The 23,960-nt window shown below is 68.3% G+C and carries 17 protein-coding genes; 16 read left to right on the top strand and 1 reads right to left on the bottom strand.

The genetic code is table 11. The annotated features are described in order from the left end of the window. Window positions 1–97: 97 nt before the first annotated feature. The 3 genes from Csp2054_RS07340 to rpoC all read left to right on the top strand — a co-directional run bounded on the left by Csp2054_RS07340 (window position 98) and on the right by rpoC (window position 8,432). Complete coding sequence (locus Csp2054_RS07340) at window positions 98–622, top strand: hypothetical protein (RefSeq protein ID WP_096898637.1); 525 nt, start codon at window positions 98–100, stop codon at window positions 620–622. A gap of 397 nt (window positions 623–1,019) precedes the next feature. Beyond that, window positions 1,020–4,508, top strand: a complete 3,489-nt coding sequence (rpoB, locus tag Csp2054_RS07335) for a DNA-directed RNA polymerase subunit beta (protein ID WP_096898636.1) — start codon at window positions 1,020–1,022, stop codon at window positions 4,506–4,508. A 42-nt stretch (window positions 4,509–4,550) separates the two neighbouring features. After that, on the top strand, window positions 4,551–8,432 hold the full coding sequence (rpoC, locus tag Csp2054_RS07330) for a DNA-directed RNA polymerase subunit beta' (protein ID WP_096898635.1): 3,882 nt from the start codon (window positions 4,551–4,553) through the stop codon (window positions 8,430–8,432). 147 nt (window positions 8,433–8,579) lie between these two features. On the opposite strand, the gene Csp2054_RS07325 is transcribed toward rpoC, so the two are convergent. Further along, a complete protein-coding gene (locus Csp2054_RS07325) occupies window positions 8,580–8,945 on the bottom strand; it encodes a VOC family protein (protein ID WP_096898634.1) in 366 nt (121 codons plus the stop codon). A 67-nt stretch (window positions 8,946–9,012) separates the two neighbouring features. Here Csp2054_RS07325 and Csp2054_RS07320 point away from each other — a divergent pair, with 67 nt between their 5' ends. The 13 genes from Csp2054_RS07320 to Csp2054_RS18045 all read left to right on the top strand — a co-directional run bounded on the left by Csp2054_RS07320 (window position 9,013) and on the right by Csp2054_RS18045 (window position 23,904). Continuing rightward, complete coding sequence (locus Csp2054_RS07320; RefSeq protein ID WP_096898633.1) at window positions 9,013–10,035, top strand: GNAT family N-acetyltransferase; 1,023 nt, start codon at window positions 9,013–9,015, stop codon at window positions 10,033–10,035. Between the two features lie 229 nt (window positions 10,036–10,264). Further along, entirely contained in the window at window positions 10,265–11,935 is a 1,671-nt protein-coding gene (locus Csp2054_RS07315) for a GspE/PulE family protein (RefSeq protein ID WP_096898632.1), read from the top strand. A gap of 17 nt (window positions 11,936–11,952) precedes the next feature. Next, window positions 11,953–13,614, top strand: a complete 1,662-nt coding sequence (locus tag Csp2054_RS07310; RefSeq protein ID WP_096898631.1) for a type IV pilus twitching motility protein PilT — start codon at window positions 11,953–11,955, stop codon at window positions 13,612–13,614. After that, window positions 13,614–14,837 (top strand): type II secretion system F family protein, encoded by a 1,224-nt coding sequence (locus Csp2054_RS07305; protein ID WP_096898630.1) that lies wholly within the window; start codon window positions 13,614–13,616, stop codon window positions 14,835–14,837. The genes Csp2054_RS07310 and Csp2054_RS07305 overlap by 1 nt, the downstream gene beginning before the upstream one ends. A 206-nt stretch (window positions 14,838–15,043) precedes the next feature. Further along, window positions 15,044–15,466, top strand: coding sequence for a type II secretion system protein (locus tag Csp2054_RS18675; protein ID WP_317951584.1), 423 nt, complete (start codon window positions 15,044–15,046; stop codon window positions 15,464–15,466). A 92-nt stretch (window positions 15,467–15,558) separates the two neighbouring features. Next, entirely contained in the window at window positions 15,559–17,022 is a 1,464-nt protein-coding gene (locus tag Csp2054_RS07295) for a prepilin-type N-terminal cleavage/methylation domain-containing protein (RefSeq protein WP_141399169.1), read from the top strand. Continuing rightward, window positions 17,019–17,723, top strand: a complete 705-nt coding sequence (locus Csp2054_RS07290; RefSeq protein WP_096898628.1) for a PilW family protein — start codon at window positions 17,019–17,021, stop codon at window positions 17,721–17,723. Before Csp2054_RS07295 ends, Csp2054_RS07290 begins: the two co-directional genes overlap by 4 nt. 47 nt (window positions 17,724–17,770) lie before the next feature. Continuing rightward, complete coding sequence (locus tag Csp2054_RS07285; protein ID WP_217990882.1) at window positions 17,771–19,600, top strand: hypothetical protein; 1,830 nt, start codon at window positions 17,771–17,773, stop codon at window positions 19,598–19,600. Then, on the top strand, window positions 19,567–20,445 hold the full coding sequence (locus Csp2054_RS07280; protein WP_317951583.1) for a prepilin peptidase: 879 nt from the start codon (window positions 19,567–19,569) through the stop codon (window positions 20,443–20,445). Before Csp2054_RS07285 ends, Csp2054_RS07280 begins: the two co-directional genes overlap by 34 nt. Before the next feature lie 32 nt (window positions 20,446–20,477). Beyond that, on the top strand, window positions 20,478–21,530 hold the full coding sequence (gene pilM / locus Csp2054_RS07275; protein WP_096898626.1) for a type IV pilus assembly protein PilM: 1,053 nt from the start codon (window positions 20,478–20,480) through the stop codon (window positions 21,528–21,530). After that, a complete protein-coding gene (locus Csp2054_RS07270) occupies window positions 21,527–22,267 on the top strand; it encodes a hypothetical protein (RefSeq protein WP_096898625.1) in 741 nt (246 codons plus the stop codon). Before pilM ends, Csp2054_RS07270 begins: the two co-directional genes overlap by 4 nt. After that, window positions 22,264–22,977: a type 4a pilus biogenesis protein PilO gene (locus Csp2054_RS07265; RefSeq protein ID WP_096898624.1), complete on the top strand. Its 714-nt coding sequence runs from the start codon at window positions 22,264–22,266 to the stop codon at window positions 22,975–22,977. The genes Csp2054_RS07270 and Csp2054_RS07265 overlap by 4 nt, the downstream gene beginning before the upstream one ends. Before the next feature lie 174 nt (window positions 22,978–23,151). After that, the gene (locus Csp2054_RS18045; protein ID WP_176491602.1) at window positions 23,152–23,904 is read left to right on the top strand and encodes a CBU_0592 family membrane protein; all 753 of its coding nucleotides are present in this window, start codon (window positions 23,152–23,154) and stop codon (window positions 23,902–23,904) included. The last annotated feature ends 56 nt before the right edge of the window (window positions 23,905–23,960 follow it).

Below are 23,960 nucleotides of genomic sequence, written 5' to 3'. Positions count from 1 at the left end.
GCCGTCCGGCGTGCCCGCGCGCCGGCCTTGAGTACATTGCGTGTGCTATGTAAAATACTGCAAAGAACACGCGACCCGCCCGCTGCAGGAGCCCGACATGACCGACACGATGAGCGCCCCCACCCTCCGACTCGCCCCGGTGACCCGACCTGCCGAGGTGATCCGTGCCTCCCGTCCCGCCCGGGGCGACGACGTGGCCCCGACCTGGATGCGTGTCGTCGGCGCCGTCCTCGCCGCCGGGGGAGCGGTCCTGACCGCCGCCGTCCTCGGCTGGCCGGGCGACGCTCCCGAGGTCGCGCTCCTGGTCCCGGGGCTCGTCGCACTCGTCGGCGGTCTGCTGCTCGTCGTCGCCCGCGCGGGCCTGAGCGTGTCCGCGACCCACGTGACGCTGCACTTCCGCCCGCTGCCGCCCCGCCGGATCGCCCGACGCCGCATCGTCGCCGTCCGCGTGGTCGAGGCGGACGCGTCGACGTACGGCGGCCTCGGGCTCCGGGTGCGGCGCGGTGTGCGGGCCCTGCTGCTGACGCCCGGCACCGGCGTCGAGCTCACCGACGACCGCGGGCGCGTCACGTTCGTCCGGACCGCGCGCGCCGAGTCCGTGCGGCGGGCGCTCACGGCCTGACGAGGTCGCCGCTCGCCGGAGCGACCGCGGCGATCGCACGCGGTCCGTGGTGGGAATGCCCGGTCGTTCCACGGGCTTATACACGCCAGCGCTGAACGAGGTCAAGCCAGGACTGGACACCGGGGGACAGACCGACCTATGATGACAGTTCGCGCTCCCTGGCTCGTCGTGTCGTCATATTGCGGTCGACCGTCTGGTTCGTCCTGAACCCGCCTGGTGACGCCGGGTCCGTATATGGCGGCGGGCCCCGCTCACTCCGATCATCGCACAGGTCGCATCCCCCGGATGTGCACCGTTCCCCGTGTGTTGATCAGCAGGTCGCGCGGAAGCGTCAACCCACCCACCTACGTGCTGCTCGTCAGTACCGGCCCGACGGGGCCTACCGGAGGTCACACCCTTGGCTGCTGCGCCCAACGCATCCACCAACCCCAAGAACGGTCGCAACCACTCGCGACTCTCGTTCGCCAAGATCACGGACACCCTCACGGTTCCTGATCTGCTCGCCCTCCAGACGGAGAGCTTCGACTGGCTCGTCGGCAACGACGTGTGGAAGGCCCGACTCGCAGAGGGGCAGGAGCAGGGTCGCACCGACCTCGCGCTGCACTCCGGGCTCGAGGAGATCTTCGAGGAGATCTCCCCGATCGAGGACCTCGGCGAGACCATGCAGCTCGGCTTCACGTCGCCCGAGCTCGAGGACCCGAAGTACTCGATCGACGAGTGCAAGGAGCGCGGCAAGACCTACGCCGCCCCGCTCTACGTCAACGCCGAGTTCATGAACCACATGACCGGTGAGATCAAGACGCAGACCGTGTTCATGGGCGACTTCCCGCTCATGACCGAGCGCGGCACGTTCATCATCAACGGCACCGAGCGCGTCGTCGTCTCGCAGCTCGTCCGCTCCCCGGGCGTGTACTTCGAGCGCGCGCAGGAGAAGACCTCCGACAAGGACATCTACTCCGCCCGCGTCATCCCGTCGCGCGGTGCCTGGCTCGAGTTCGAGATCGACAAGCGCGACCAGGTGGGCGTGCGCATCGACCGCAAGCGCAAGCAGTCCGTCACGGTCTTCCTCAAGGCCCTCGGCCTGACGAGCGAGGAGATCCTCGACGAGTTCCAGGGCTTCGCCTCGATCGAGTCGACCCTCGAGAAGGACGCCATCCTCACCAAGGAGGAGGCGCTCAAGGACATCTACCGCAAGCTCCGTCCGGGCGAGCAGGTGGCGGCCGAGGCGGCGCGTGCGCTCCTCGACAACTTCTACTTCAACCCGAAGCGCTACGACCTGGCGAAGGTGGGCCGCTACAAGCTCAACCGCAAGCTCGGCATCGACGCGCCGCTCAGCGACTCGGTGCTGACCGTCAAGGACATCGTCGCGACGATCAAGTACCTCGTCTCGCTGCACGCCGAGCGCACCACGATCGACGGTGTCCGCGACGGCGAGCCCGTCCAGCTCCGCCTCGACGTGGACGACATCGACCACTTCGGCAACCGTCGCATCCGCGCCGTCGGCGAGCTCATCCAGAACCAGGTCCGCACCGGTCTGTCCCGCATGGAGCGCGTCGTCCGCGAGCGCATGACCACGCAGGACATCGAGGCGATCACGCCGCAGACCCTGATCAACGTGCGCCCCGTCGTCGCCGCGATCAAGGAGTTCTTCGGCACGTCGCAGCTGTCGCAGTTCATGGACCAGAACAACCCGCTCGCGGGCCTGACGCACAAGCGTCGCCTCTCGGCCCTCGGCCCGGGTGGTCTGTCCCGTGAGCGTGCCGGCGTCGAGGTCCGCGACGTCCACCCGTCGCACTACGGCCGCATGTGCCCGATCGAGACCCCGGAAGGCCCGAACATCGGTCTGATCGGCTCGCTCGCGTCGTTCGGTCGGATCAACTCGTTCGGCTTCATCGAGACCCCGTACCGTCGCGTCGTCGACGGCCAGGTCACGACGCAGATCGACTACCTGACCGCGTCCGAGGAAGACGACTTCGTCGTCGCCCAGGCCAACGCGCCGCTGACCGACTCCTTCCACTTCCAGGACGACAAGGTGCTCGTCCGGAAGAAGGGCGGCGAGGTCGAGCTCGTCGGCAAGGACGAGGTCGACTACATGGACGTCTCCCCGCGCCAGATGGTGTCGGTCGCGACGTCGCTCATCCCGTTCCTCGAGCACGACGACGCGAACCGCGCCCTCATGGGTGCGAACATGCAGCGCCAGGCCGTGCCGCTCCTCCGTTCCGAGTCGCCGCTCGTCGGCACCGGCATGGAGGGCTACACCGCCATCGACGCCGGTGACGTCGTCACCGCCGACAAGGCCGGTGTGGTCTCCGAGGTCTCGGCCGACGCCGTGACCCTGCAGCTCGACGAGGGCGGCACGCAGACCTACTACCTGCGCAAGTTCGACCGCTCGAACCAGGGCACGAGCTACAACCACCGCGTCATCGTCTCCGCCGGCGAGCGCGTGGAGCAGGGCGAGGTCATCGCCGACGGCCCCGCGACGGAGAACGGCGAGCTCGCGCTCGGCAAGAACCTCCTCGTCGCGTTCATGCCGTGGGAGGGCTACAACTACGAGGACGCGATGATCCTGTCGCAGAACCTCGTGAAGGACGACACGCTCTCCTCGATCCACATCGAGGAGTACGAGGTCGACGCCCGCGACACGAAGCTCGGCAAGGAGGAGATCACCCGCGACCTCCCGAACGTCAGCCCGGACCTCCTGGCCGACCTCGACGAGCGCGGCATCATCCGCATCGGTGCCGAGGTCCGCCCCGGCGACATCCTGGTCGGCAAGGTCACGCCGAAGGGCGAGACCGAGCTCTCCGCCGAGGAGCGCCTGCTCCGCGCGATCTTCAACGAGAAGTCGCGCGAGGTGCGCGACACCTCGCTGAAGGTGCCGCACGGTGAAGAGGGCACGATCATCGGCGTCAAGGTGTTCGACGCGCAGGACGGCGACGACGAGCTCGGCTCGGGCGTCAACCAGCGCGTGGTCGTCTACATCGCCCAGAAGCGCAAGATCACCGCGGGTGACAAGCTCGCCGGTCGTCACGGCAACAAGGGCGTCATCTCGACGATCCTGCCGGTCGAGGACATGCCGTTCCTCGCGGACGGCACCCCGGTCGACATCGTGCTCAACCCGCTCGGCGTCCCCGGCCGCATGAACTTCGGCCAGGTCCTCGAGATCCACCTCGGGTGGCTCGCGAAGCAGGGCTGGAACGTCGAGGGCATCCAGGAGTGGGCGTCGGCGCTGCCCGAGGCCGCACGCCACGCGGAGCCCGGCACCAAGGTCGCGACCCCGGTGTTCGACGGTGCGTACGAGCGTGAGATCGAGGGTCTCCTCGACAACACCCTCCCGAACCGCGACGGCGAGCGCCTGATCGGTTCGTCCGGCAAGGCGCAGCTCTTCGACGGCCGCTCCGGCGAGCCGTTCCCGGAGCCCGTGTCGGTCGGCTACATGTACATCCTCAAGCTGCACCACCTGGTCGACGACAAGATCCACGCGCGTTCGACCGGTCCGTACTCGATGATCACGCAGCAGCCGCTGGGTGGGAAGGCGCAGTTCGGTGGACAGCGCTTCGGCGAGATGGAGGTGTGGGCACTCGAGGCGTACGGCGCCGCCTACGCCCTCCAGGAGCTCCTGACGATCAAGTCCGACGACATCCTCGGCCGCGTGAAGGTCTACGAGGCGATCGTCAAGGGCGAGAACATCCAGGAGCCCGGCATCCCGGAGTCGTTCAAGGTCCTCATGAAGGAGATGCAGTCGCTCTGCCTGAACGTCGAGGTCCTCTCGGCCGACGGCCAGGCGGTCAGCCTCCGCGACACGGACGACGAGGTCTTCCGTGCCGCCGAAGAGCTCGGCATCAACATCTCCTCGCGGTTCGAGTCGTCGTCCGTCGACGACATCTGATCCCGCCCGTACTCGTAACGAATCCAGCTAGAGAGAAGAACATTGCTCGAAGCAACTTCATTTGACGCACTGCGGATCGGCCTCGCCACGGCCGAGGACATCCGCCAGTGGTCGTACGGCGAGGTCAAGAAGCCGGAGACCATCAACTACCGCACCCTCAAGCCCGAGAAGGACGGTCTGTTCGGCGAGCAGATCTTCGGTCCGTCCCGTGACTGGGAGTGCGCGTGCGGCAAGTACAAGCGCGTCCGGTTCAAGGGCATCGTCTGCGAGCGCTGCGGCGTCGAGGTCACCAAGTCCTCGGTCCGCCGCGAGCGCATGGGCCACATCGAGCTCGCCGCGCCCGTCACGCACATCTGGTACTTCAAGGGCGTCCCGTCGCGCCTCGGGTACCTCCTCGACATGGCGCCGAAGGACCTCGAGAAGGTCATCTACTTCGCGGCGTACATGATCATCGACATCGATGAAGAGGGCCGTCACGCCGACCTCCCGGGCCTCGAGAACGAGATGCGTCTCGAGATCAAGACCCTCGAGGGCCAGCGCGACTCGATCATCGCCGACCGCCTCAAGAAGCTCGAGGACGACCTCGCAGCGCTCGAGGAGGAGGGCGCCAAGGCCGACGTCAAGCGCCGCACCAAGGACACCGCCGAGAAGGAGATGTCCCAGGTCCGCAAGTCGTTCGACGAGGACATCACCCGCCTCGAGCGCGTGTGGGAGGACTTCCGCAACCTCAAGGTGGGCGACCTCAAGCCCGAGGACGCCGTCTTCCACGAGCTGCAGGACCGCTTCGGCATCTACTTCGACGCCTACATGGGCGCCGAGGCGATCAAGCTCCGTCTCGAGGCCTTCGACCTGGCCGCCGAGGCCGAGTCGCTGCGCCTGCAGATCGCCGAGGGCAAGGGCCAGAAGAAGATCCGCGCGATCAAGCGTCTGCGCGTGGTCTCCTCGTTCCTCGCCACCGGCAACTCGCCGGCCGCGATGGTGCTCGACGTCGTCCCGGTCATCCCGCCGGAGCTCCGCCCGATGGTGCAGCTCGACGGTGGCCGCTTCGCCACGTCGGACCTCAACGACCTCTACCGTCGTGTGATCAACCGCAACAACCGTCTCCGCCGCCTGCTCGACCTCGGTGCCCCCGAGATCATCGTGAACAACGAGAAGCGCATGCTGCAGGAGGCCGTCGACGCGCTGTTCGACAACGGTCGTCGTGGTCGTCCGGTCACGGGTACCGGCAACCGCGCCCTCAAGTCCCTGAGCGACATGCTCAAGGGCAAGCAGGGTCGTTTCCGCCAGAACCTGCTCGGCAAGCGCGTCGACTACTCGGGCCGTTCGGTCATCATCGTCGGCCCGCAGCTCAAGCTCCACCAGTGCGGTCTGCCGAAGCAGATGGCGCTCGAGCTGTTCAAGCCGTTCGTGATCAAGCGCCTCATCGACCTGTCGCACGCGCAGAACATCAAGTCGGCCAAGCGCATGGTCGAGCGTTCGCGTCCGCAGGTGTGGGACGTGCTCGAGGAGATCATCCGCGAGCGCCCCGTGCTGCTGAACCGTGCGCCGACGCTGCACCGTCTGGGTATCCAGGCGTTCGAGCCGCAGCTCGTCGAGGGCAAGGCCATCCAGCTCCACCCGCTCGTGTGTGCTGCGTTCAACGCGGACTTCGACGGTGACCAGATGGCCGTGCACCTGCCGCTGTCGGTGGAGGCGCAGGCCGAGGCCCGCATCCTCATGCTCGCCTCGAACAACATCCTCAAGCCGTCCGACGGCCGTCCGGTGACCCTGCCCGCGCAGGACATGATCATCGGTCTGCACCACCTCACGACCGTCCGCGAGGGCGCCGTGGGCGAGGGTCGCGCGTTCTCCTCGGTCGCCGAGGCGATCCTGGCCAAGGACCAGAACACGCTGCACCTCAACGCGCTCGTCAAGATCCGCATGACCGACGTGCACTTCGCCGAGGGCGAGGCGCCGGAGGGCTACGTGCTGGGCGAGCCGGTGCTGGTCGAGACGACGCTGGGCCGCGCGCTCTTCAACGAGACCCTCCCGGCGGACTACCCGTTCGTCCAGAAGGTCGCCGACAAGGGCACGCTCTCCGCGATCGTCAACGACCTCGCCGAGCGCTACTCCAAGACCGAGACGGCCGCCGCGCTCGACCGGATCAAGGACGCCGGCTTCTACTGGGGCACCCGCTCCGGTGTGACCGTCGCCCTGTCGGACGTCGTGACGCCGCCCCGCAAGAAGGAGATCATCGCCGGCTACGAGGCGCAGGCCGCCAAGGTGCAGGGCGAGTTCGACAAGGGTCTGATCACCGACGCGGAGCGCCGCGCCGACCTGATCAAGATCTGGACCGAGGCCACGAACGAGATCGCGCAGGAGATGCGCGACAACTTCCCGGTCGACAACACCATCAACCGCATGGTGTCGTCGGGTGCTCGTGGTAACTGGCTGCAGGTGCGCAACATCGCCGGTATGCGTGGTCTGGTGAACAACCCGAAGGGTGAGATCATCGCCCGCCCGATCATCAACTCGTACCGCGAGGGCCTGACCGTGGCGGAGTACTTCATCGCCACGCACGGTGCCCGCAAGGGTCTGGCGGACACGGCTCTCCGTACCGCCGACTCGGGATACCTGACCCGTCGTCTCGTGGACGTCTCGCAGGACGTCATCATCCGCGAGGACGACTGCGGCACGACCCGCGGTCTCGAGCTGCCGATCGCGACGAAGGGTGCCGACGGCGCCCTGGTCCGCGACCCGCGCGTCGAGAACACCGTGTACTCGCGCACCCTGGCCACCCCGGCCGTGGACGCGCAGGGCACGGTCGTCGCCGAGGCCGGTGAGGACGTCGGTGACGTCCTGATCGACAAGCTCATCGCGGCCGGTGTCGAGAGCATCAAGGTGCGCTCGGTCCTGACCTGTGAGTCCGCCATCGGTGTCTGCGCGAAGTGCTACGGCCGTTCGCTCGCCACGGGCAACCTCGTCGACATCGGCGAGGCGGTCGGCATCATCGCCGCCCAGTCCATCGGTGAGCCCGGTACCCAGCTGACGATGCGTACCTTCCACACGGGTGGTTCGGCCTCGGCCGACGACATCACGCAGGGTCTGCCCCGCGTGACCGAGCTCTTCGAGGCCCGCACCCCGAAGGGCGCGTCCCCGATCGCCGAGGCCCCCGGCCGCGTCGTCATCGAGGACACGGACAAGGGTCGTCGGATCATCCTCACGCCGGACAACGGCGACGAGCCGTTCATCTACCCGGTGCTCAAGCGTGCGACCCTCCTCATCGAGGACGGCCAGCACGTCGAGCTCGGCGAGCAGTTCATCGCCGGCACGGTCGACCCGAAGGAGGTCCTCCGGGTCAAGGGTGTGCGCGAGGTCCAGAAGCACCTCGTCAACGGTGTGCAGGACGTGTACGGCTCGCAGGGCGTGCCGATCCACGACAAGCACATCGAGGTCATCGTGCGCCAGATGCTCCGCAAGGTCACCGTCGTCGACCACGGCGACACCGACCTGCTCCCGGGCGAGCTCGTCGACCGTTCGCGGTACAACGAGCTCAACCGTGCGGCGCTGCAGGAGGGTCGCAAGACCGCTTCCGCTCGCCAGGAGGTCATGGGCATCACCAAGGCGTCCCTCGCGACCGAGTCGTGGCTGTCCGCCGCGTCCTTCCAGGAGACCACCCGCGTCCTCACGCAGGCGGCCATGGAGGGCAAGCAGGACCACCTCGTCGGCCTCAAGGAGAACGTCATCATCGGTAAGCTCATCCCCGCCGGGACGGGCCTCAGCCGGTACCGCGACGTGGACGTGAACGCGACCGAGGAAGCGAAGGCCGAGCGGTACCCCAACCGCATCTTCGCCGACGACTCGTCGTTCTCGGACGCCGACCTGAGCTTCGTCGACTTCGACAGCTTCTCGTCGGACGACTTCACGCCGGGGACGTACAACTGAGTCTGACGTGACCCACGAAGGGCCCCGCATCCACCAGGATGCGGGGCCCTTCGCCGTTGTGGGTCGCGTCCGCGACCACAGGGCGGACGGGAGGCGCGGTGCGGGCCCGCCCCGTGCCTCCCGTCCGGTGTCGCGTCGCGACCCGCGTCAGGCGGTGCGGCCCTTCTCGTCGACCAGCGAGAACAGGCTCAGGACGTTGCCGTCGGGGTCGCGGACGTCGAACCAGTTCGTGGCGCCGTCCAGGCACTCCACGGGCCCGATGTCGATGCCGAGGGCGCCGATGCGCGCGTGCTGGTGGCTGACGTCGTCGACGCCGAACCGCACGGTCACCGGGTTCTCCTCGGCGTGCTCGTCCTCGTACAGCTGGATCCAGATGCCGCCGATCTCGTACTCGGCGACGCCGTCCTCGGGCTCGAGGTCCGGCTCGGTGCGCTCGAAGACGGCGCCGTACCAGAGGCAGGACGCCTCGATGTCGGTGACGGGCAGCCCCACGGTCACGCTCGTGATGTCCATGGCTCATCATCCCCCGTCGGAGCCTCGCGCGTCGAGGCCTCCCGGGCGCGACTGGCAGGCTGGACCGATGGCAACGCTCCGTGAACGCACCACCGCTCCCGCCCACCTCGAGCTGCCCGTCGCCACCGGCGGGGTGACGTTCCGACCGGCGTCCCGCGCGGACATCGACGCCGTGCACGCCGTCGCCGTCGCCGCCGCGGCGGTGGACGCCCCGCAGAGCCGTCCCTCCACAGCCGACATCGATCGCGCGTTCTCCACGGAGGGGCTCGACATCGCCCAGGACACGGTGGTCGGCGTGGATGCTGACGGGCATGTGCAGGCGTACGGCATCGTCATCGACATCCCCTCCCGGGTCACCGCGGCGCAGGTCGTGCTCGCCGGCGCGGTGCACCCGGACCACCGCGGCCGCGGGATCGGACGACGGGTGTTCGCCTGGCAGCTGGGCCGAGCCCGCCAACGTCTGGCGGCGCTCGACGTCGACCTCCCGGCGACCATCGAGACCGAGGGGCCCGAGGGCGCCGAGGCGCTCCGGCTCGCGGCCCGGTTCGGGTTGGAGCCGATCCGGCACTGGCTCGAGATGGAGCTCGTGTTCGACGACCGGGCCGACGTCCCGGTGCCGAGTGTGCCGGACGGCTTCCGGCTGCGGCCCGCGACCGTCGACGACATCGAGCCGCTGCGGACGGCCAAGAACGACGCCTTCCGTGACCACTGGGGGTCGCAGCCGATGGTCGAGTCCGACTGGCGCGGGTTCCTCACCGCGCCGAAGGCCCGGCTCGACCTCAGCCGGGTGGTCCTCGACGACGCCGGGGCGATCGTCGCGTTCGCGATCGTCGAGGTCGACCCGTCCGCGTTCGCCGCGCGCGGGCACTCGTACGGCTACGTGCACTGGGTCGGTGTGGTGCGTGCGGCACGGGGCCGGGGCCTGGCACCCGTCGTGCTCGACGCGGCGCTGCAGGCCCTCCGGGAGGACGGTGTCGCCGCTGCGGTGCTCGACGTCGACTCCGAGAACCCGAGCGGTGCCGGCCGGATCTACGAGCAGCTGGGCTTCGTCGCGGGCGAGGTGCACGTCACCGTGGCCACGGCGATCTGACGACGGACGGCGACGGCGGTCTGACGACGGACGGCGACGGCCCTCGGGCGAGGGCCGTCGTCCGCGGAGACCGGTCCGGACACCCCTGCACTGGGGGCAAGGATCACCCCCGCGCCCCCTCCTTCTGGGACTGCGGCGTCCGTCGAGCGCGACCGTAGCGTGGTCGAGCGTCGTTCCCTGCACGGCGCCTCTCCCGACCCGCGCACGATCCGAAGGAGGCTCGGGACACATGGCCACGCTGTCCGAGATCCTCATCCTCAACGGTGCCCTGCCGATCGAGCACCTCGACTCGATGACGGGCGACGAAGACGTCGACGACCGTTCGATCCGCTCGCTCGTCGAGCAGGGGATCGTGAGCGAGGCGCAGTACATCACCGCCCGCGCCGCGTCGAACAACTCCCGCACGGTGCCGCTGACCGACTACCCGGTCGACGGCACGGCCGTGTCGATGCTCCCCGCGGCGCTCTGTCGTCGACACGGGGTGCTCGGCGTCGGGTTCGAGGGGGAGACCCTCGTGCTCGCGATGGTGAACCCGACCAACGTGCTCGCGATCGACGACGCCCGAACGGCCTCCGGCCGGAACGTCAAGCCGCTGCAGGTCGAGGAGCGCGACCTCGTCGCCGCGCTCGACCGGTACCTCCGTGCTGACGACGAACTGAACGACCTGACGTCCTCGCTCGAGGAAGAAGCGGCCCAGCAGTCGCAGCAGCAAGCCGACCTGACCGACGGGTCCCTCGACGACGTCCCGATCGTCCGGTTCGTGAACCTGCTCGTGTCCCAGGCGATCCAGGACCACGCGTCCGACATCCACATCGAGCCGGGCGAGCACGAGGTCCGGGTGCGGTACCGCATCGACGGCGTGCTGCACGAGATGACCCCGGCGCCGAAGAACATCCAGAACGGTGTGATCAGCCGCCTGAAGATCATGAGCGACATCGACATCGCCGAGCGTCGCAAGCCGCAGGACGGCCGCATGTCGGTGCGGCACGGCGGGCGCCAGATCGACCTCCGTGTCGCTACCCTGCCGACGGTGTGGGGCGAGAAGGTCGTCATGCGGATCCTCGACAACACGAACACGTCGCTGACCCTGAAGGACCTCAACCTCCTCGAGCACAACTTCCGGGCCTACCAGCGCTCGTACTCGAAGCCCTACGGCATGATCCTGGTCACCGGGCCGACCGGCTCGGGCAAGTCGACGACCCTGTACACGACGCTGAACGCCGTGGCCCGACCCGAGATCAACGTCATCACCGTCGAGGACCCGGTCGAGTACCGCATGGCCGGCATCAACCAGGTGCAGGTGAACCCGAAGGCCGGGCTGACGTTCGCGTCCGCGCTCCGGTCCATCCTCCGGTCCGACCCGGACGTCGTGCTCCTCGGTGAGATCCGCGACCACGAGACCGCGCAGATCGCGATCGAGGCGTCGCTCACCGGTCACCTCGTGCTCTCGACCCTGCACACGAACGACGCACCGTCCGCGGTGACGCGGCTCACCGAGATGGACATCGAACCGTTCCTCGTCGGCTCGGCGCTCGACTCCGTGGTCGCGCAGCGGCTCGCCCGCCGGCTCTGCGACCGGTGCAAGGCCCCCGCGTTCTACGAGGCCGAGCAGCTGCACGTCCTCGGGTTCCTGCCGTCGCCGGACGCCGAGGTCCCGGAGTTCTTCGCGCCGATCGGGTGCGCCGTGTGCTCGAACACCGGCTACCGCGGGCGCATCGCCCTGCACGAGGTCATGACCGTGACCGAGGAGATCGAGCGGCTCGCCGTCGCGCGGGCCTCGAGCGCGGAGATCAGCCGTGTCGCCCAGCAGCAGGGCATGCTCACCCTCCGGCAGGACGGGTGGGAGAAGGTCAAGCTCGGCCTGACGAGCGTCGACGAGATCCTGCGCGTGGTCGCGTAGCCCGGGGGAGTGGACCGATGACCGATTCCGTGTACGACATCACCGGGGGCGACGACCCGGTCGCGGGCTGGCACCCGGGCGCCCCCGGGAACGAGGTCGGCGGTCGACGTGCCGCACGACTGGCCGCCGCCGCAGCTGCGGCCGCGGCGCAGCCGACCTCGCCCGTCGACGGGGCAGGGACGGCAGCGCCGAGCGCGTCCCCCGTCTACGACCTCGCCGACGACGCGGCCTGGGCAGCGCCGGCGCAGTCGACCTGGACCGAGCCGGCGCAGGACTCCTGGACCGACCCTGGGCAGGCGGCCGTCTGGCCCGCACCGACCGGCGACCCCGTCGCCGTGCCGGTGGCGCAGCCGCAGGCGGCACCCGCCACGCCACCCGCAGCCGTCCCGCCCTCCACGGCGTCCTACGGGTACGCCGACGAGGCGACCCGGCAGTACCCGGTCGTCGGTGGCGGCGTCCCCACGGGCCTCCAGACCGGACCCGCCCCGGAGGGGCACGAGGAGATCGGCTTCACGCGCCACGCGCGTGAGGTCGCCGACCCCGACCTCATCACGGCGCTCGCCCAGGTCGTCTACCAGGGCGCGTCCGACCTGCACCTCACCGCGGACGCACCGCCCACCGTGCGGGTCGACGGCTCGCTCCGACCGGCCGTGCCGGGAGGCCCCTGGTCGCGCAACAAGGTCATCGCGGCCCTCAAGACGCTGCTGTCCGTCGAGCAGGCCGGCCAGTTCGACCACGAGCAGGAACTCGACTTCGCGTACTCGCTGTCGCCCGAGTTCCGCTTCCGCGTGAACTACTACCAGCAGCGCGGCAACTGGGGAGCCGCCTTCCGCATCATCCCCACGAAGATCAAGACGCTCAAGCAGCTCGGCATCCCCGAGTACGTCGGTGACTTCGCGAAGCTGCCCCGCGGGCTCGTCCTCGTCACCGGCCCCACCGGCTCCGGCAAGTCCACCACCCTCGCCGCACTGATCGACCTGGTCAACGAGACCCGGGCCGACCACATCGTGACGGTCGAGGACCCGATCGAGTTCATGCACGACCACAAGAAGGCGATCATCAACCAGCGCGAGGTCGGCGCCGACACGCACTCGTTCGCCGCCGCGCTCAAGCACGTGCTCCGGCAGGACCCCGACGTCATCCTCATCGGCGAGCTCCGCGACCTCGAGACCATCTCCGTGGCGCTCACCGCCGCCGAGACCGGCCACCTCGTGTTCGCGACCCTGCACACGCAGAGCGCCCCCGGCACCATCGACCGCGTCATCGACGTCTTCCCGCCGCACCAGCAGGGACAGATCCGGACGCAGCTCGCCTCCACGCTCGAGGGTGTCGTCTGCCAGACCCTCGTGCCGAAGGCCAACGGCTCCGGACGGGTCGTCGCCACCGAGATCATGAAGACCACCCCCGCGATCGGGAACCTCATCCGCGAGGGCAAGACCTACCAGATCACCTCCGCCATGCAGGCCGGACGCGACCTCGGCATGCACACCATGGACCAGGACCTCGCGGAGCTCGTCAACGTGGGCACCATCACCCGTCGGGCCGCCATGGAGAAGGTGCACGACCACGACGGCTTCGACCGGCTCGTGCAGCGCGTCGAGTCCCCGTCCGACTCCTCGGCCGCAGCGATCGCCGCGTCCGAGATCGACTTCGGCGACAAGTACTCGGGAGGGCACTGATGTCACTCGCGTTCGACTACCGGGGCCGTGACGGCAGCGGGAAGCTCGTGAAGGGGCGGCTCGATGCCGCGTCCGAAGGGGCCGTCGTCCAACGACTCCGGGGCATGGGCGTCTCGCCGATCGCGATCACCGAGGCGAAGCCCGGCACCGGCCTGCAGACCGAGATCAAGATCCCCGGGTTCGAGAAGGGCGTCGGGCTCAAGGACCTCGCGATCATGTCGCGTCAGGCGTCGACGATGCTCGCGTCCGGGCTCTCGCTGCTGCGTGCCCTGTCGATCCTCGCCGACCAGACCGACAACAAGAAGCTCAAGGAGATCCTCGGGAAGGTCCGCGACGACGTCGAACGGGGTGTGTCCTTCTCGGACGCGGTCGCGAAGTACCCGGTGGACTTCCCGCCGATCATGATCAACATGATCCGGGCGGGGGAGACCGGCGGCTTCCTCGACCAGGCGATGGACTCGATCGCGACGAACTTCGAGAAGGAGCACAAGCTCCGGTCGACGATCAAGTCGGCGATGACCTACCCGGTGGTGGTGCTGTGCATGTCGCTGGCAGCCGTCGTGATCATGCTGGTCTTCATCGTGCCGATCTTCCAGAACATGTTCGCGTCCCTCGGCGGTCAGCTGCCGTTGCCGACACAGATCCTCGTGGGCCTCTCGCACGCGATGCGGTGGGTCGGACCGATCCTGGCGGTGGCCGTGATCGTGGGGTGGCTCTGGTACCGCGCCAACAAGAACACCGATCGTTTCCGGTCGTTCCGGGATCCGCTGCTGATGCGCCTGCCCGTGTTCGGGCCGCTGACGAAGAAGATCGTCATCGCGAGGTTCGCGCGCAACTTCTCGAACATGATCGGGGCCGGCGTGCCCATCCTGCAGGCATTGCAGATCGTCGGGGACGTCTCGAACAACTTCGTCGTGAAGAAAGCGCTCGAACGTGTCGGCGAGAGTGTGCGAAAAGGTGAATCAATCGCGGCGCCGCTCGGCGAGGAGAAGGTATTCCCGAGCATGGTTTCGCAGATGATCGCAGTGGGTGAGGACGCCGGTTCCCTCGAGGTCATGCTGGACAAGATCGCGATCTTCTACGATGCCGAGGTCGAGTCGATCACCGAGTCGCTCACGGCGCTCATCGAGCCACTGCTGATCGCCTTCCTCGGCGTCGTCGTGGGCGGGATGATCATCGCGCTGTACCTGCCGATCTTCCAGATTACGTCGCTCGTCAAGTAGTGAGCCGTCGCCGCTGAGCCCGAGGCGGACCCTCGCGCGGGGGTGGTTTGCCCCTCCGTGCCCCCGGTAGTGGGGGCATTTCACTGCGGCGGTGGCCCCCGTTCTCGGGATTATGCACCGAAACGGCCGTGAATAATCTTGTCAGCGGCGGCGGAGCAGTCCCCGGCAACATTTCCCAATTGCATTCCTGAAGAATGGAAACCACCATGTACTTCGCACTCATGGGCAAGCTCGACGCTCGCCGCAAGGGTCTCCTCGAGGACAACGAGAAGGGCTTCACGCTCATCGAGCTCCTCGTCGTCGTGATCATCATCGGCATCCTCGCCGCGATCGCCATCCCGGTCTACCTGAACGTGCAGAACAACGCGAAGGACGCCTCGGTGAAGTCCGACCTCGCCAATGCCAAGACCGCAGTCATCGCATACCAGACCGACAAGAACGGTGCGCTGCCCGCGGCAACGGACTTCAACCAGACCACGCTCGGCCAGTACGGCTTCACGCAGAGCACCGGTAACACGCTCACCTACAAGGCGATTTCGACGACGTCCTTCTGCATCGCTGGGGTTGGCGCCACGACCACCTCGTACAAGATCACCGACAGCACCTCGGCCGTCGCGGGGACCTGCTGACAGGCCTGATCGCTGAGGGGCGGCCCGTCATCCGACGGGTCGCCCCTTCCAGTTCCGATGACTGACGACCCACGATCGACGAGGAGGTGATCATGATCCAGCGACTGCGCGACGTCCTCAGCCCACGTGACGTGCGCGGGATCGAGGCGGGCTTCTCGATCATCGAGGTGATGGTCGCCATGATGGTGTTCGCCATCATGTCGGTCGGCATCGCCTACGGCATCGCGAACACCCTGCAGCTGACGCAGACCTCACGAGGTCGCGAGACCGCGGTTGCGCTCGCCTCGCAGGACATCGACACGCTCCGCCAGACGGCAGCGGCGTCCACCGGCGGCATCTTCAAGGTGATCAGCGCAGCCGGTACCGACAACACGAAGACCGTCGGGGGTGTGCAGTACCGGATCGACCGGGCGGTCTCGTGGGTCCAGAGCGACGGTGCGACCGGGGCCTGCGGCACGTCGAACGGCAAGCTCGCCTACAAGAGCGTGGTCGAGACCGTTAGCTGGCCGAGCCCGCGAGGTGGCGGGACGAGTTCCACATCGGTCACCTCGGCGATCGCTCCGAGCGACGCCGTGACCGATCCCGGGTACGGCACCCTGATCGTCTCGGTCGCGACCGCGTCGGGGGCGCCGTACGCGGGAGTCGCCATCACCGTCACCCCGGTGTCCGGGAGCGGTGCCGCGGCCCTGACCACGGCTGTTCAGCCGACCGACGCGCAGGGCTGTTCGTACGCCGTCAACGTGACGCCGGGTGACTACACGGTCACTGCGTCCACACCGGGTGGCATCGACACCGCACAGGCGCAACCGTCCTCGCAGACGCCGATCACGGTCACGGCCGGAGCCAGTTCTCCGGTCCCGTTCGTCTACGATCGCGCGAGCCAGCTGACGCTGCGCTACGCCGAGGGGTTCAACGCGACGCTGCCCACCAACATGGTGACGACGCTCTCCTCATCGAGCGGCGGGCTCGACACGGTCAGACCGTGGGACGTCACCAGCAGCACGCTCGCCATCACCTCCTCCTCCACCCCGAGCCTCCCGGTGTTCCCGTTCACCTCCGGCTACACGGTGTACGCGGGACCGTACTCGAACAGCTCTGCGTCCTCGTCGAGTTGCCTCAGCCCGAACCCGGCCGCGTGGTCGACCCCGAACCCGTCGGGTGCCATCGGAGTCGCTCCGCAGTCCATCGAGACCTCGCCCGGAGCAGCAGCGTCCGCTTCGGTGATGATGGGCGTCGCCGCCATCAAGGGCGTCAAGGGTCGCTACATCACAGCGGTGTCGTCGTCCAGCCCCGCCGCAGGCGACCCCGGCTGCTCCGCCGGCATGACGATGAAGTTCCCCGTCTCGGCTTCGGACACGGCGACCATCGCCCTTCCGTTCGGGACGTGGACCCTGTACTCCGGCACGGCGTTCGGAGCCACGACCAAGAACGAGGTCGCCTCGAACGCCTCGAACGTCTCGACGGTGACCAGCGGCAGCGTCAACCAGAAGAGCGTCCTCCTCGTCATCAGCTACGACAACACCATCACCCTCGACCCACGGGGACAGACCTCGTGAGCGGCTGGCTGCGGCGGCTGCACGCGGACGAAGCAGGCGTCTCGCTCTCCGAGTTGCTCGTGGCGATGAGCGTCGCGATGGTCATCCTCGTCGCGGTCGGGGGGTTCTTCACGGCGACGCTCCGAGCCGGTTCGACGAACACGACCTCGGACCAGAACTCGCGATCCGCATCGATCGTCATGAACTCGGTGACGCGGTACATCCACGCTGCGAGCCTGTTGCCCAAGTCCGATGGGAGCTACGCTGCCGCACTCACCGAAGCCGGCCCGACACGCGTGACCTTCTACGCGTACATCAACCTGGACGGCAACAGCACCGACAAACCCGTACAGATCCGTTACTCGGTGAACGCCGCGAAACGGATCGTCCTGGATCAGTGGGACGGCACCGTGTCGAACGGCTTCTGGACCTTCCCGCCGACGACCCAGACACCGGCGCGCTCGATGGTGGTCGGCGGTCCAGTCGCGTCGCCGACCAGTGACGGCGACCCGCTCTTCGAGTACCTCGGCGCCGACGGGAACGACCTCCCGATCCAGACCGACGGCACGCTCGCGACGTCTCAGTTCGGCAACGTCCGCGCCGTCCGGGTCAACCTCGAGTTGGGGTCGTCGACGCCGGGCCTGCCGGGGAACACCCACATCCAGAACACCCTCTACCTGTTCAACGTCGTGTACGGAACGAGCACCGGAGGATCGTCGTGAACCGCATCAGTGCATTCCTGAGTCGAGCCGACCGTGAAGAACGCGGCATGATCCTCGGCAACGTCCTCATCTTCGGCACGGTCATGATGCTCCTCGTCGCGACGATGATCGCGGTGTCGACGTCCGGGGCGGTGAAGTCCGCGACCGACCGCAACTTCCAGAACGCGATGACAGCCGCCTACGCGGGTCTGGCCGACTACCAGTCCAAGCTCTCCAACGACAACGGGTACGCCCTCTTCGGGAACGCAGCAGCGCAGTTCAGCAAGGACAGCGGATCGAGCTTCTCCGGCCAGAACGGCAACGGAGCCTTCAGCGCGTGGACCAAGGTCATCGGGTCGACCGACCAGTGGTACCGCTACGAGGTCGACAACTCGAACTACTCAGCGAAGGGTGTCCTCAAGGTCCGGGTGTCCGGCAAGTCGGGGAGCAGCGTCCGCTCCCTGGTGGCCAACCTCAAGGGCGACGGGTTCATCAACTACCTGTACTTCACGAACTACGAGTCGTCGAACCCGGCCATCTCCGGGAGTTCCTGCACCACGGCGTACCAGTGGCAGTCCGGGAGCAAGTGCCCGGCGGTCCAGTTCGCGAGCACCGACATCCTGAACGGACCGATCCGCACCAACGACGTCTTCACCGCAGCGTGCTCAACTGTGTTCAACGGCAGTGTCGAGCAGCACGACACGTCCGTGCGGTCTTCGAGCGGCGGGTGCAGCGGCACGTTCAACGGCGGTGCGGCAACCGCGGTCCCCTACCTCGGACTCCCGGCCCTGAACTCGAACATGTCCCAGGAGACCCGAGCAGACCTGCCGACGACGGTGCCCCGTCCCGGCTGCCTCTACACCGGCCCCACCCGTGTGGCATTCCTCGGCAACGGCAAGATGACGGTGTGGTCGCCCTGGACCAAGGCCACGCAGATCCAGGTGGTCGCCTCGACAGGGGAGGTCCAGGCAGCGAGTGACGCCGCCAAGTCGGCGGCCCTCTGCGGCACCGTGTCGGATCTCCAGAGCGCCGCCGGTGCCACCATCCCGACCCTCCCGTCCAACCTCATGTACGTGCAGGACATCCCGTCCGCGTCCAGCAACGTCAACTCCTGGGCGACGAACACCTACCCGTCGAAGTACACGAACACGTACTGCACGACAGCCGTCACCGTGAAGTCCAACGGAAGCGTGACGACCACGTCGAACCAGCCCTTCAGCAACGGCCAGGGGTTCCCAGCCGCAGGAGAGTGGATCAACGGTGGAGCATCTGGGTCCTCCTACCAGACTGGGTCGGCCTCGGACGCGTACAGCTGCTCTGCCGGCGACGTGTTCGTCAGCGGAGCGTTCAGCGGCGCGATGACGATCGCCTCGTCCGGGACCATCTGGGTCACCGGCGACGTCACCTACGTCAGCGCCACCGACGACATCCTCGGACTGGTCGGGCAGAACGCGGTCGAGGTCTACAACCCGGCACGGTGCACGTCCTACCCGACGGTCTACCAGCGCGGCGTCGGCTACGTCACGGACACCACCCGCTGCAACCAGAACGGAGTCGGGCTGCTCAACCGGAGTGCCGGGAATTCCCTGACGATCAGTGCAGCGATCGCGAGCAATGCGGGCACCTTCCTGAACCAGGACTACGACATCGGACCGAAGCTCGGAGTGCTCAAGGTCATCGGGTCGATCGCTCAGAACTGGCGCGGTCCCGTCGCGACGACCGGCGGCACCGGGTTCTCGAAGAACTACGTGTACGACCAGCGGCTGCTCACGACCGCGCCCCCGAAGTTCCTCCAGCCCGTGTCCACCTCCTACGGCGTCACCACACAGGTCGAGGTCCAAGCCGCGTTCAAACCCGACGGGTCGTGCGCGACGACCAGTACGGGGGCATGCCGATGAGCGTCCTGGCGCAGTCCGCGACGGTCCTCGTCGTGCTGGCAGCCGTACTGGGCCTGCTGGTCGGTTCGTTCCTGAACGTCGTGGTGTACCGGGTCCCGGCTGGCTTGTCGGTGGTGGCGCCGGCCAGCGCATGCCCGGAGTGCGGCCATCCGATCCGTCGTCGTGACAACGTGCCGGTTCTGTCGTGGATGCTCCTCCGCGGACGGTGTCGTGACTGCGCGGCCCCGATCTCGGCCCGGTACCCGCTCGTGGAAGCCGGGACGGCGACGCTCTTCGCCGTGGCGGCGATCGCGGCGGTCCCGTCAGCGCCCGGTGCTGGAGCCGCCCCTCGATCCACAGCGGCGGCGCTCGTCCTCGTGATCGCGCTGCTCTACCTCATGGCGGTCTCCGTGGCGCTCGCGCTCATCGACATCGACACCCACACCCTGCCGAACGCGATCGTCTACCCGTCGGCGGTCGTCCTGGCAGGACTGCTGGCGGTCGTGACGATGCTGAGCGGCGATCTCGGAGCGCTCGCACGCGCGGGGATCGGTGCCGTCGTGCTCGGTGGCGCCTACCTCGCGCTCGCGGTGGTGGTCCCGGGGGGCATGGGGCTCGGCGACGTCAAGTTGGCGGTCGTCCTCGGCCTCGTGCTCGCGTACCTCGGATGGGGACCCCTCGCAGTGGGAGCTTTCGCAGCTTTCATCGTCGGCGGTACCGTCGCGATCGCGATGCTCCTCACGAAGCGCGTGCGGTGGCGTGGCGGTGTCCCCTTCGGCCCGTCGATGCTCGCCGGCGCATGGATCGGCATCGTGTTCGGGCACGCCATCTGGAACCAGTACCTCGGACTCCTCGGGCTCTCCTGAGCAACCGCAGCCGAATCGAAGGAAGCAGCATCATGGGCAAGACCATCGTCGGCGTCGACATCGCGGGCGCATCGATCCGCGCGGTCGAGGTCGCGAACGCTGATCGGGCGCGGCCGACGGTGCTGCGCTTCGCCGAGGTCCCGACCCCGCCCGACTCGGTCAGTCGGGGCGAGGTCCTCGAGCCGAACACGGTGAGCGCGGCACTGCGTTCCCTCTGGTCCATCGGCAGGTTCCGATCCCGCGACGTCGTGATCGGCATGGGGAACCAGCGCGTCCTCTCCCGCGACCTCACCGTACCGGCCGCACCGCTCGCCCAGATCCGACAGAGCCTCCCCTTCCAGGTGCAGGACATGCTGCCGGTCCCGGTCGGCGACGCGATCCTCGACTTCTACCCCGTCAGCGAGGGGACGGAGGAGGGCGGTCCCGTCCTGCACGGGCTGCTGGTCGCCGCGATCAAGGATGCGGTGCTCGCCAACGTGAAGGCCGTCCAACTCGCGGGCCTCAACCCGGTGGGCGTCGATCTCATCCCGTTCGCGCTCACACGAGTCCTCGTCGGCCGGGCAGGTCTGCAGGGAACGACCGCCCTGGTGCAGCTCGGAGCGGACACGACGACCGTGGTCTTGGCTTCTGACGGCATTCCCCAGTTCGTCCGGATCATCCCGACAGGGGGAAACGACATCACGAAGGCACTGGCGGCATCCCTCGAGATCGATGCCGGACAGGCGGAGGCGGTGAAGCGGCACCTCGGCATCGGAACGGGAGCCCGCACCCACGACGACGTCCGAGCCGTCGGAGTGATCCGCGACGCGGTCATGGAGCTGATCGCGAGCATCCGCAACACGATCTCCTACTACGTCAACACGCGGCCGGGTGAGCTGGTCGAGCGGATCGTGCTCGTCGGCGGAGGCAGCAAGCTCGTCGGTCTCCCTGATGCGTTGGCGACGCACGCCCATCTGCCGGTGCAGCGGGGTTCCGCGTTCGCCGCCGCCGATGTGGCGCGCTCGATACCCCGCGAGGACGCAGCCGAACACGAGGACGCGATCGCAGTTGCCTTCGGCTTGGCTGTTGGAGGGCGGGCCGCATGACCGCCGTCGATTCGCGGAGCCCCTCTGCCCACGGCATCGACGGTGCGTTCGGGAAGTCAGGCGCACTGAAGCGATCGGCAAGCAGCGGCCGCCCCACGATCGTGGGCAGCGAACCCCGGGTCGACCTGTTGCCGACCGAGGTGCACACCGATCGTCGGGAGCGCGCGACGGCACGCCGGGCCTGGCTCGCCGTCATCGTGGCTGTGCTCGTGGTGGCTCTCGCCTGTGGTGCCGCATTCGTGCACCAGGCGGACACAGCGCAGTCGTTCGCCGACGCGCAGAACGAGACCACTGCCCTCCTCCAGCAGCAGCAGCGATACGCCGAGGTCCGCGCCGCCGAGAACGACACCCGGTTGCTCGAAGCTGCGCAATCCGTCGGGGGGTCGACCGAGATCGACTGGGCTTCGACCCTCACCGAGCTCCGGTCGGTGCTCCCGGCGGGAGTTTCGATCACCGCGATCACGATCCAGTCGGCGGACTCAACCGAGGCGTTCGCACAGTCGACCGTTCCCATGCAGGGCGCGCGTGTGGCAACGCTCCAGATGACGGTCCGGAGCCCGAGCATCCCGTCGGTGCCGGATTGGGCTGCCCGGCTCTCGCAGCTCCGCGGGTACGTGGACTCCACCATCACGACGGTCGCACTGGAGCAGGACAGTGGCCAGTACTCGGCGACGATCGAGGCCCACCTGGACGAGAAGGCCTACGACGGCAAGTACACGAAGGACGGGTCGAAGTGAACAAGAACCAGCTCTCGTTGATCGTGGCCCTCGCGGCGACGGGCGCGGTGCTCGCCGGTGGATGGTTCGTCGGGGTGCAACCGCAGCTGGCGCTCGCGGCGTCGAACACGGCTCAGCAGGCGGACATCGATGCGGCGAACGCTCGCAACCGGACGGAGCTCCGCCGTCTCGAAACCGCATATCGCTCGCTCGACGCGACCAAAGCGGAACTGGCAACCCTGCGTGACTCGGTTCCATCGTCCCCCGACACCGCCTCGCTCGTCTCCGAGATCAACGCGGCCGGGTCGGTCAGCGGGGTGACGGTGACGTCCGTCACGATCAGCGACCCGAAGGCGTACACGCCCGTGGTCGACCCGACCTCGGGCTCCACCGCGAGTGCCGCGACCGGCGCGACGCCGTCCCCGAGCGCGACGCCGGCACCGACCGCGACGCCGTCGACTCCGGCGGCTCCGGCGCCGTACCGCGATGCCCAGATCACCAGCACGAACTTCCTGGTCGTCCCGGTGACCACAGCCGTCAGCGGCTCGTACGACCAGGCAGTCGCCTTCACGAAGCGCGTGCAGAACGGCTCGCGGCTCTTCCTCGTCAACAGCCTCGCCGCGACGAGTGGCGACTCCGGCACCGACCCGATGTCGGACCAGTCCTGGTCGCTGTCCGGGTACGTCTACGTGCTCGCTGACTCCGCAACCTCCACCCCCGCCAACGGCTGACCCTCCACCGCTGAGCGACCCCCCGCGAAGTGGGTGCGACACGCCACGCCGCACCCACTTCCGTCGAGGCTCCCGGTCTGCGTACGATGCTCCCGGCCCCGCACTCGCGGTAGCTCATCCCCCTCTCGAACGGTCGCACAAGTCGGCCGTTCCTCGTCGTGCCCGGAGTCGCGCGTGTTGGTCGGAATCGTGGAGTTCCTCGGTTGGTTCGGAGCCGTGACCGTTCTTGCTGGTTACATCTTGTTCTCGACGGGCAAGCTCCAGAACGGGCCGACGTACCAGCTCCTCAACCTCGTCGGAGGGCTGGCGATCGCGGTCAACGTCGGCGCACACCACGCCATCCCGTCGCTCATCGTCAACGGCATCTGGTCGATCGTCGCGGTCGTCGTGCTGACCAAGATGCTCCGAGCGCGCCGGGCGGCGCAGCGTGGCACCCCGATCGAGTCCGCCGCCGCCAGTGCGCTCGTCGAGCCGCCGACCACCACGGCGATCTTGCCGGTCATCGGGCCGGCCCTCCGCGACCACGAGGACGAGCACGAGCACCAGCACGAGGACGCGCACGAGGACGAGCACGAGCACCAGCACGACGATGCGCACGAGCCCGACCGCGCGCACGAGCCCGACCACGCGCACGAGCCCGAGCATGCACACGGCGTCGTGACCGGCGAGGCCAGCCCCGTCGGAGCCGAGCGCCCCGCGGAGCACGCCGCCACGGGCCTCCTGGCCTCCACCGGAGCCGACGACGCCGAGCCGGCACCCGCGCCGATGACGGAGACCGTCCCGATCATCACCGCGACCATCGCGTTGGCGCTCGTGGCCGCAGCCCAGCAGGAGCAGCAGGACCAGCAGGCCCAGCACGAACGAGCCCGGCACGACCAGCGAGTCCAGCACGACGACCGGACCCAGCAGGCCCACCACCCGCACTGACCCGATCCGGACCCCGCGGCCCGATCCGGACCCCGCGACCCCCGCCCCGGCCGAGC

The organism is Curtobacterium sp. 'Ferrero' (genome assembly GCF_002412165.1).
GTDB lineage: Bacteria > Actinomycetota > Actinomycetes > Actinomycetales > Microbacteriaceae > Curtobacterium.
Note: the sequence above shows the minus strand (reverse complement) of the source record. Positions and strands in the feature narration are given on the sequence as shown.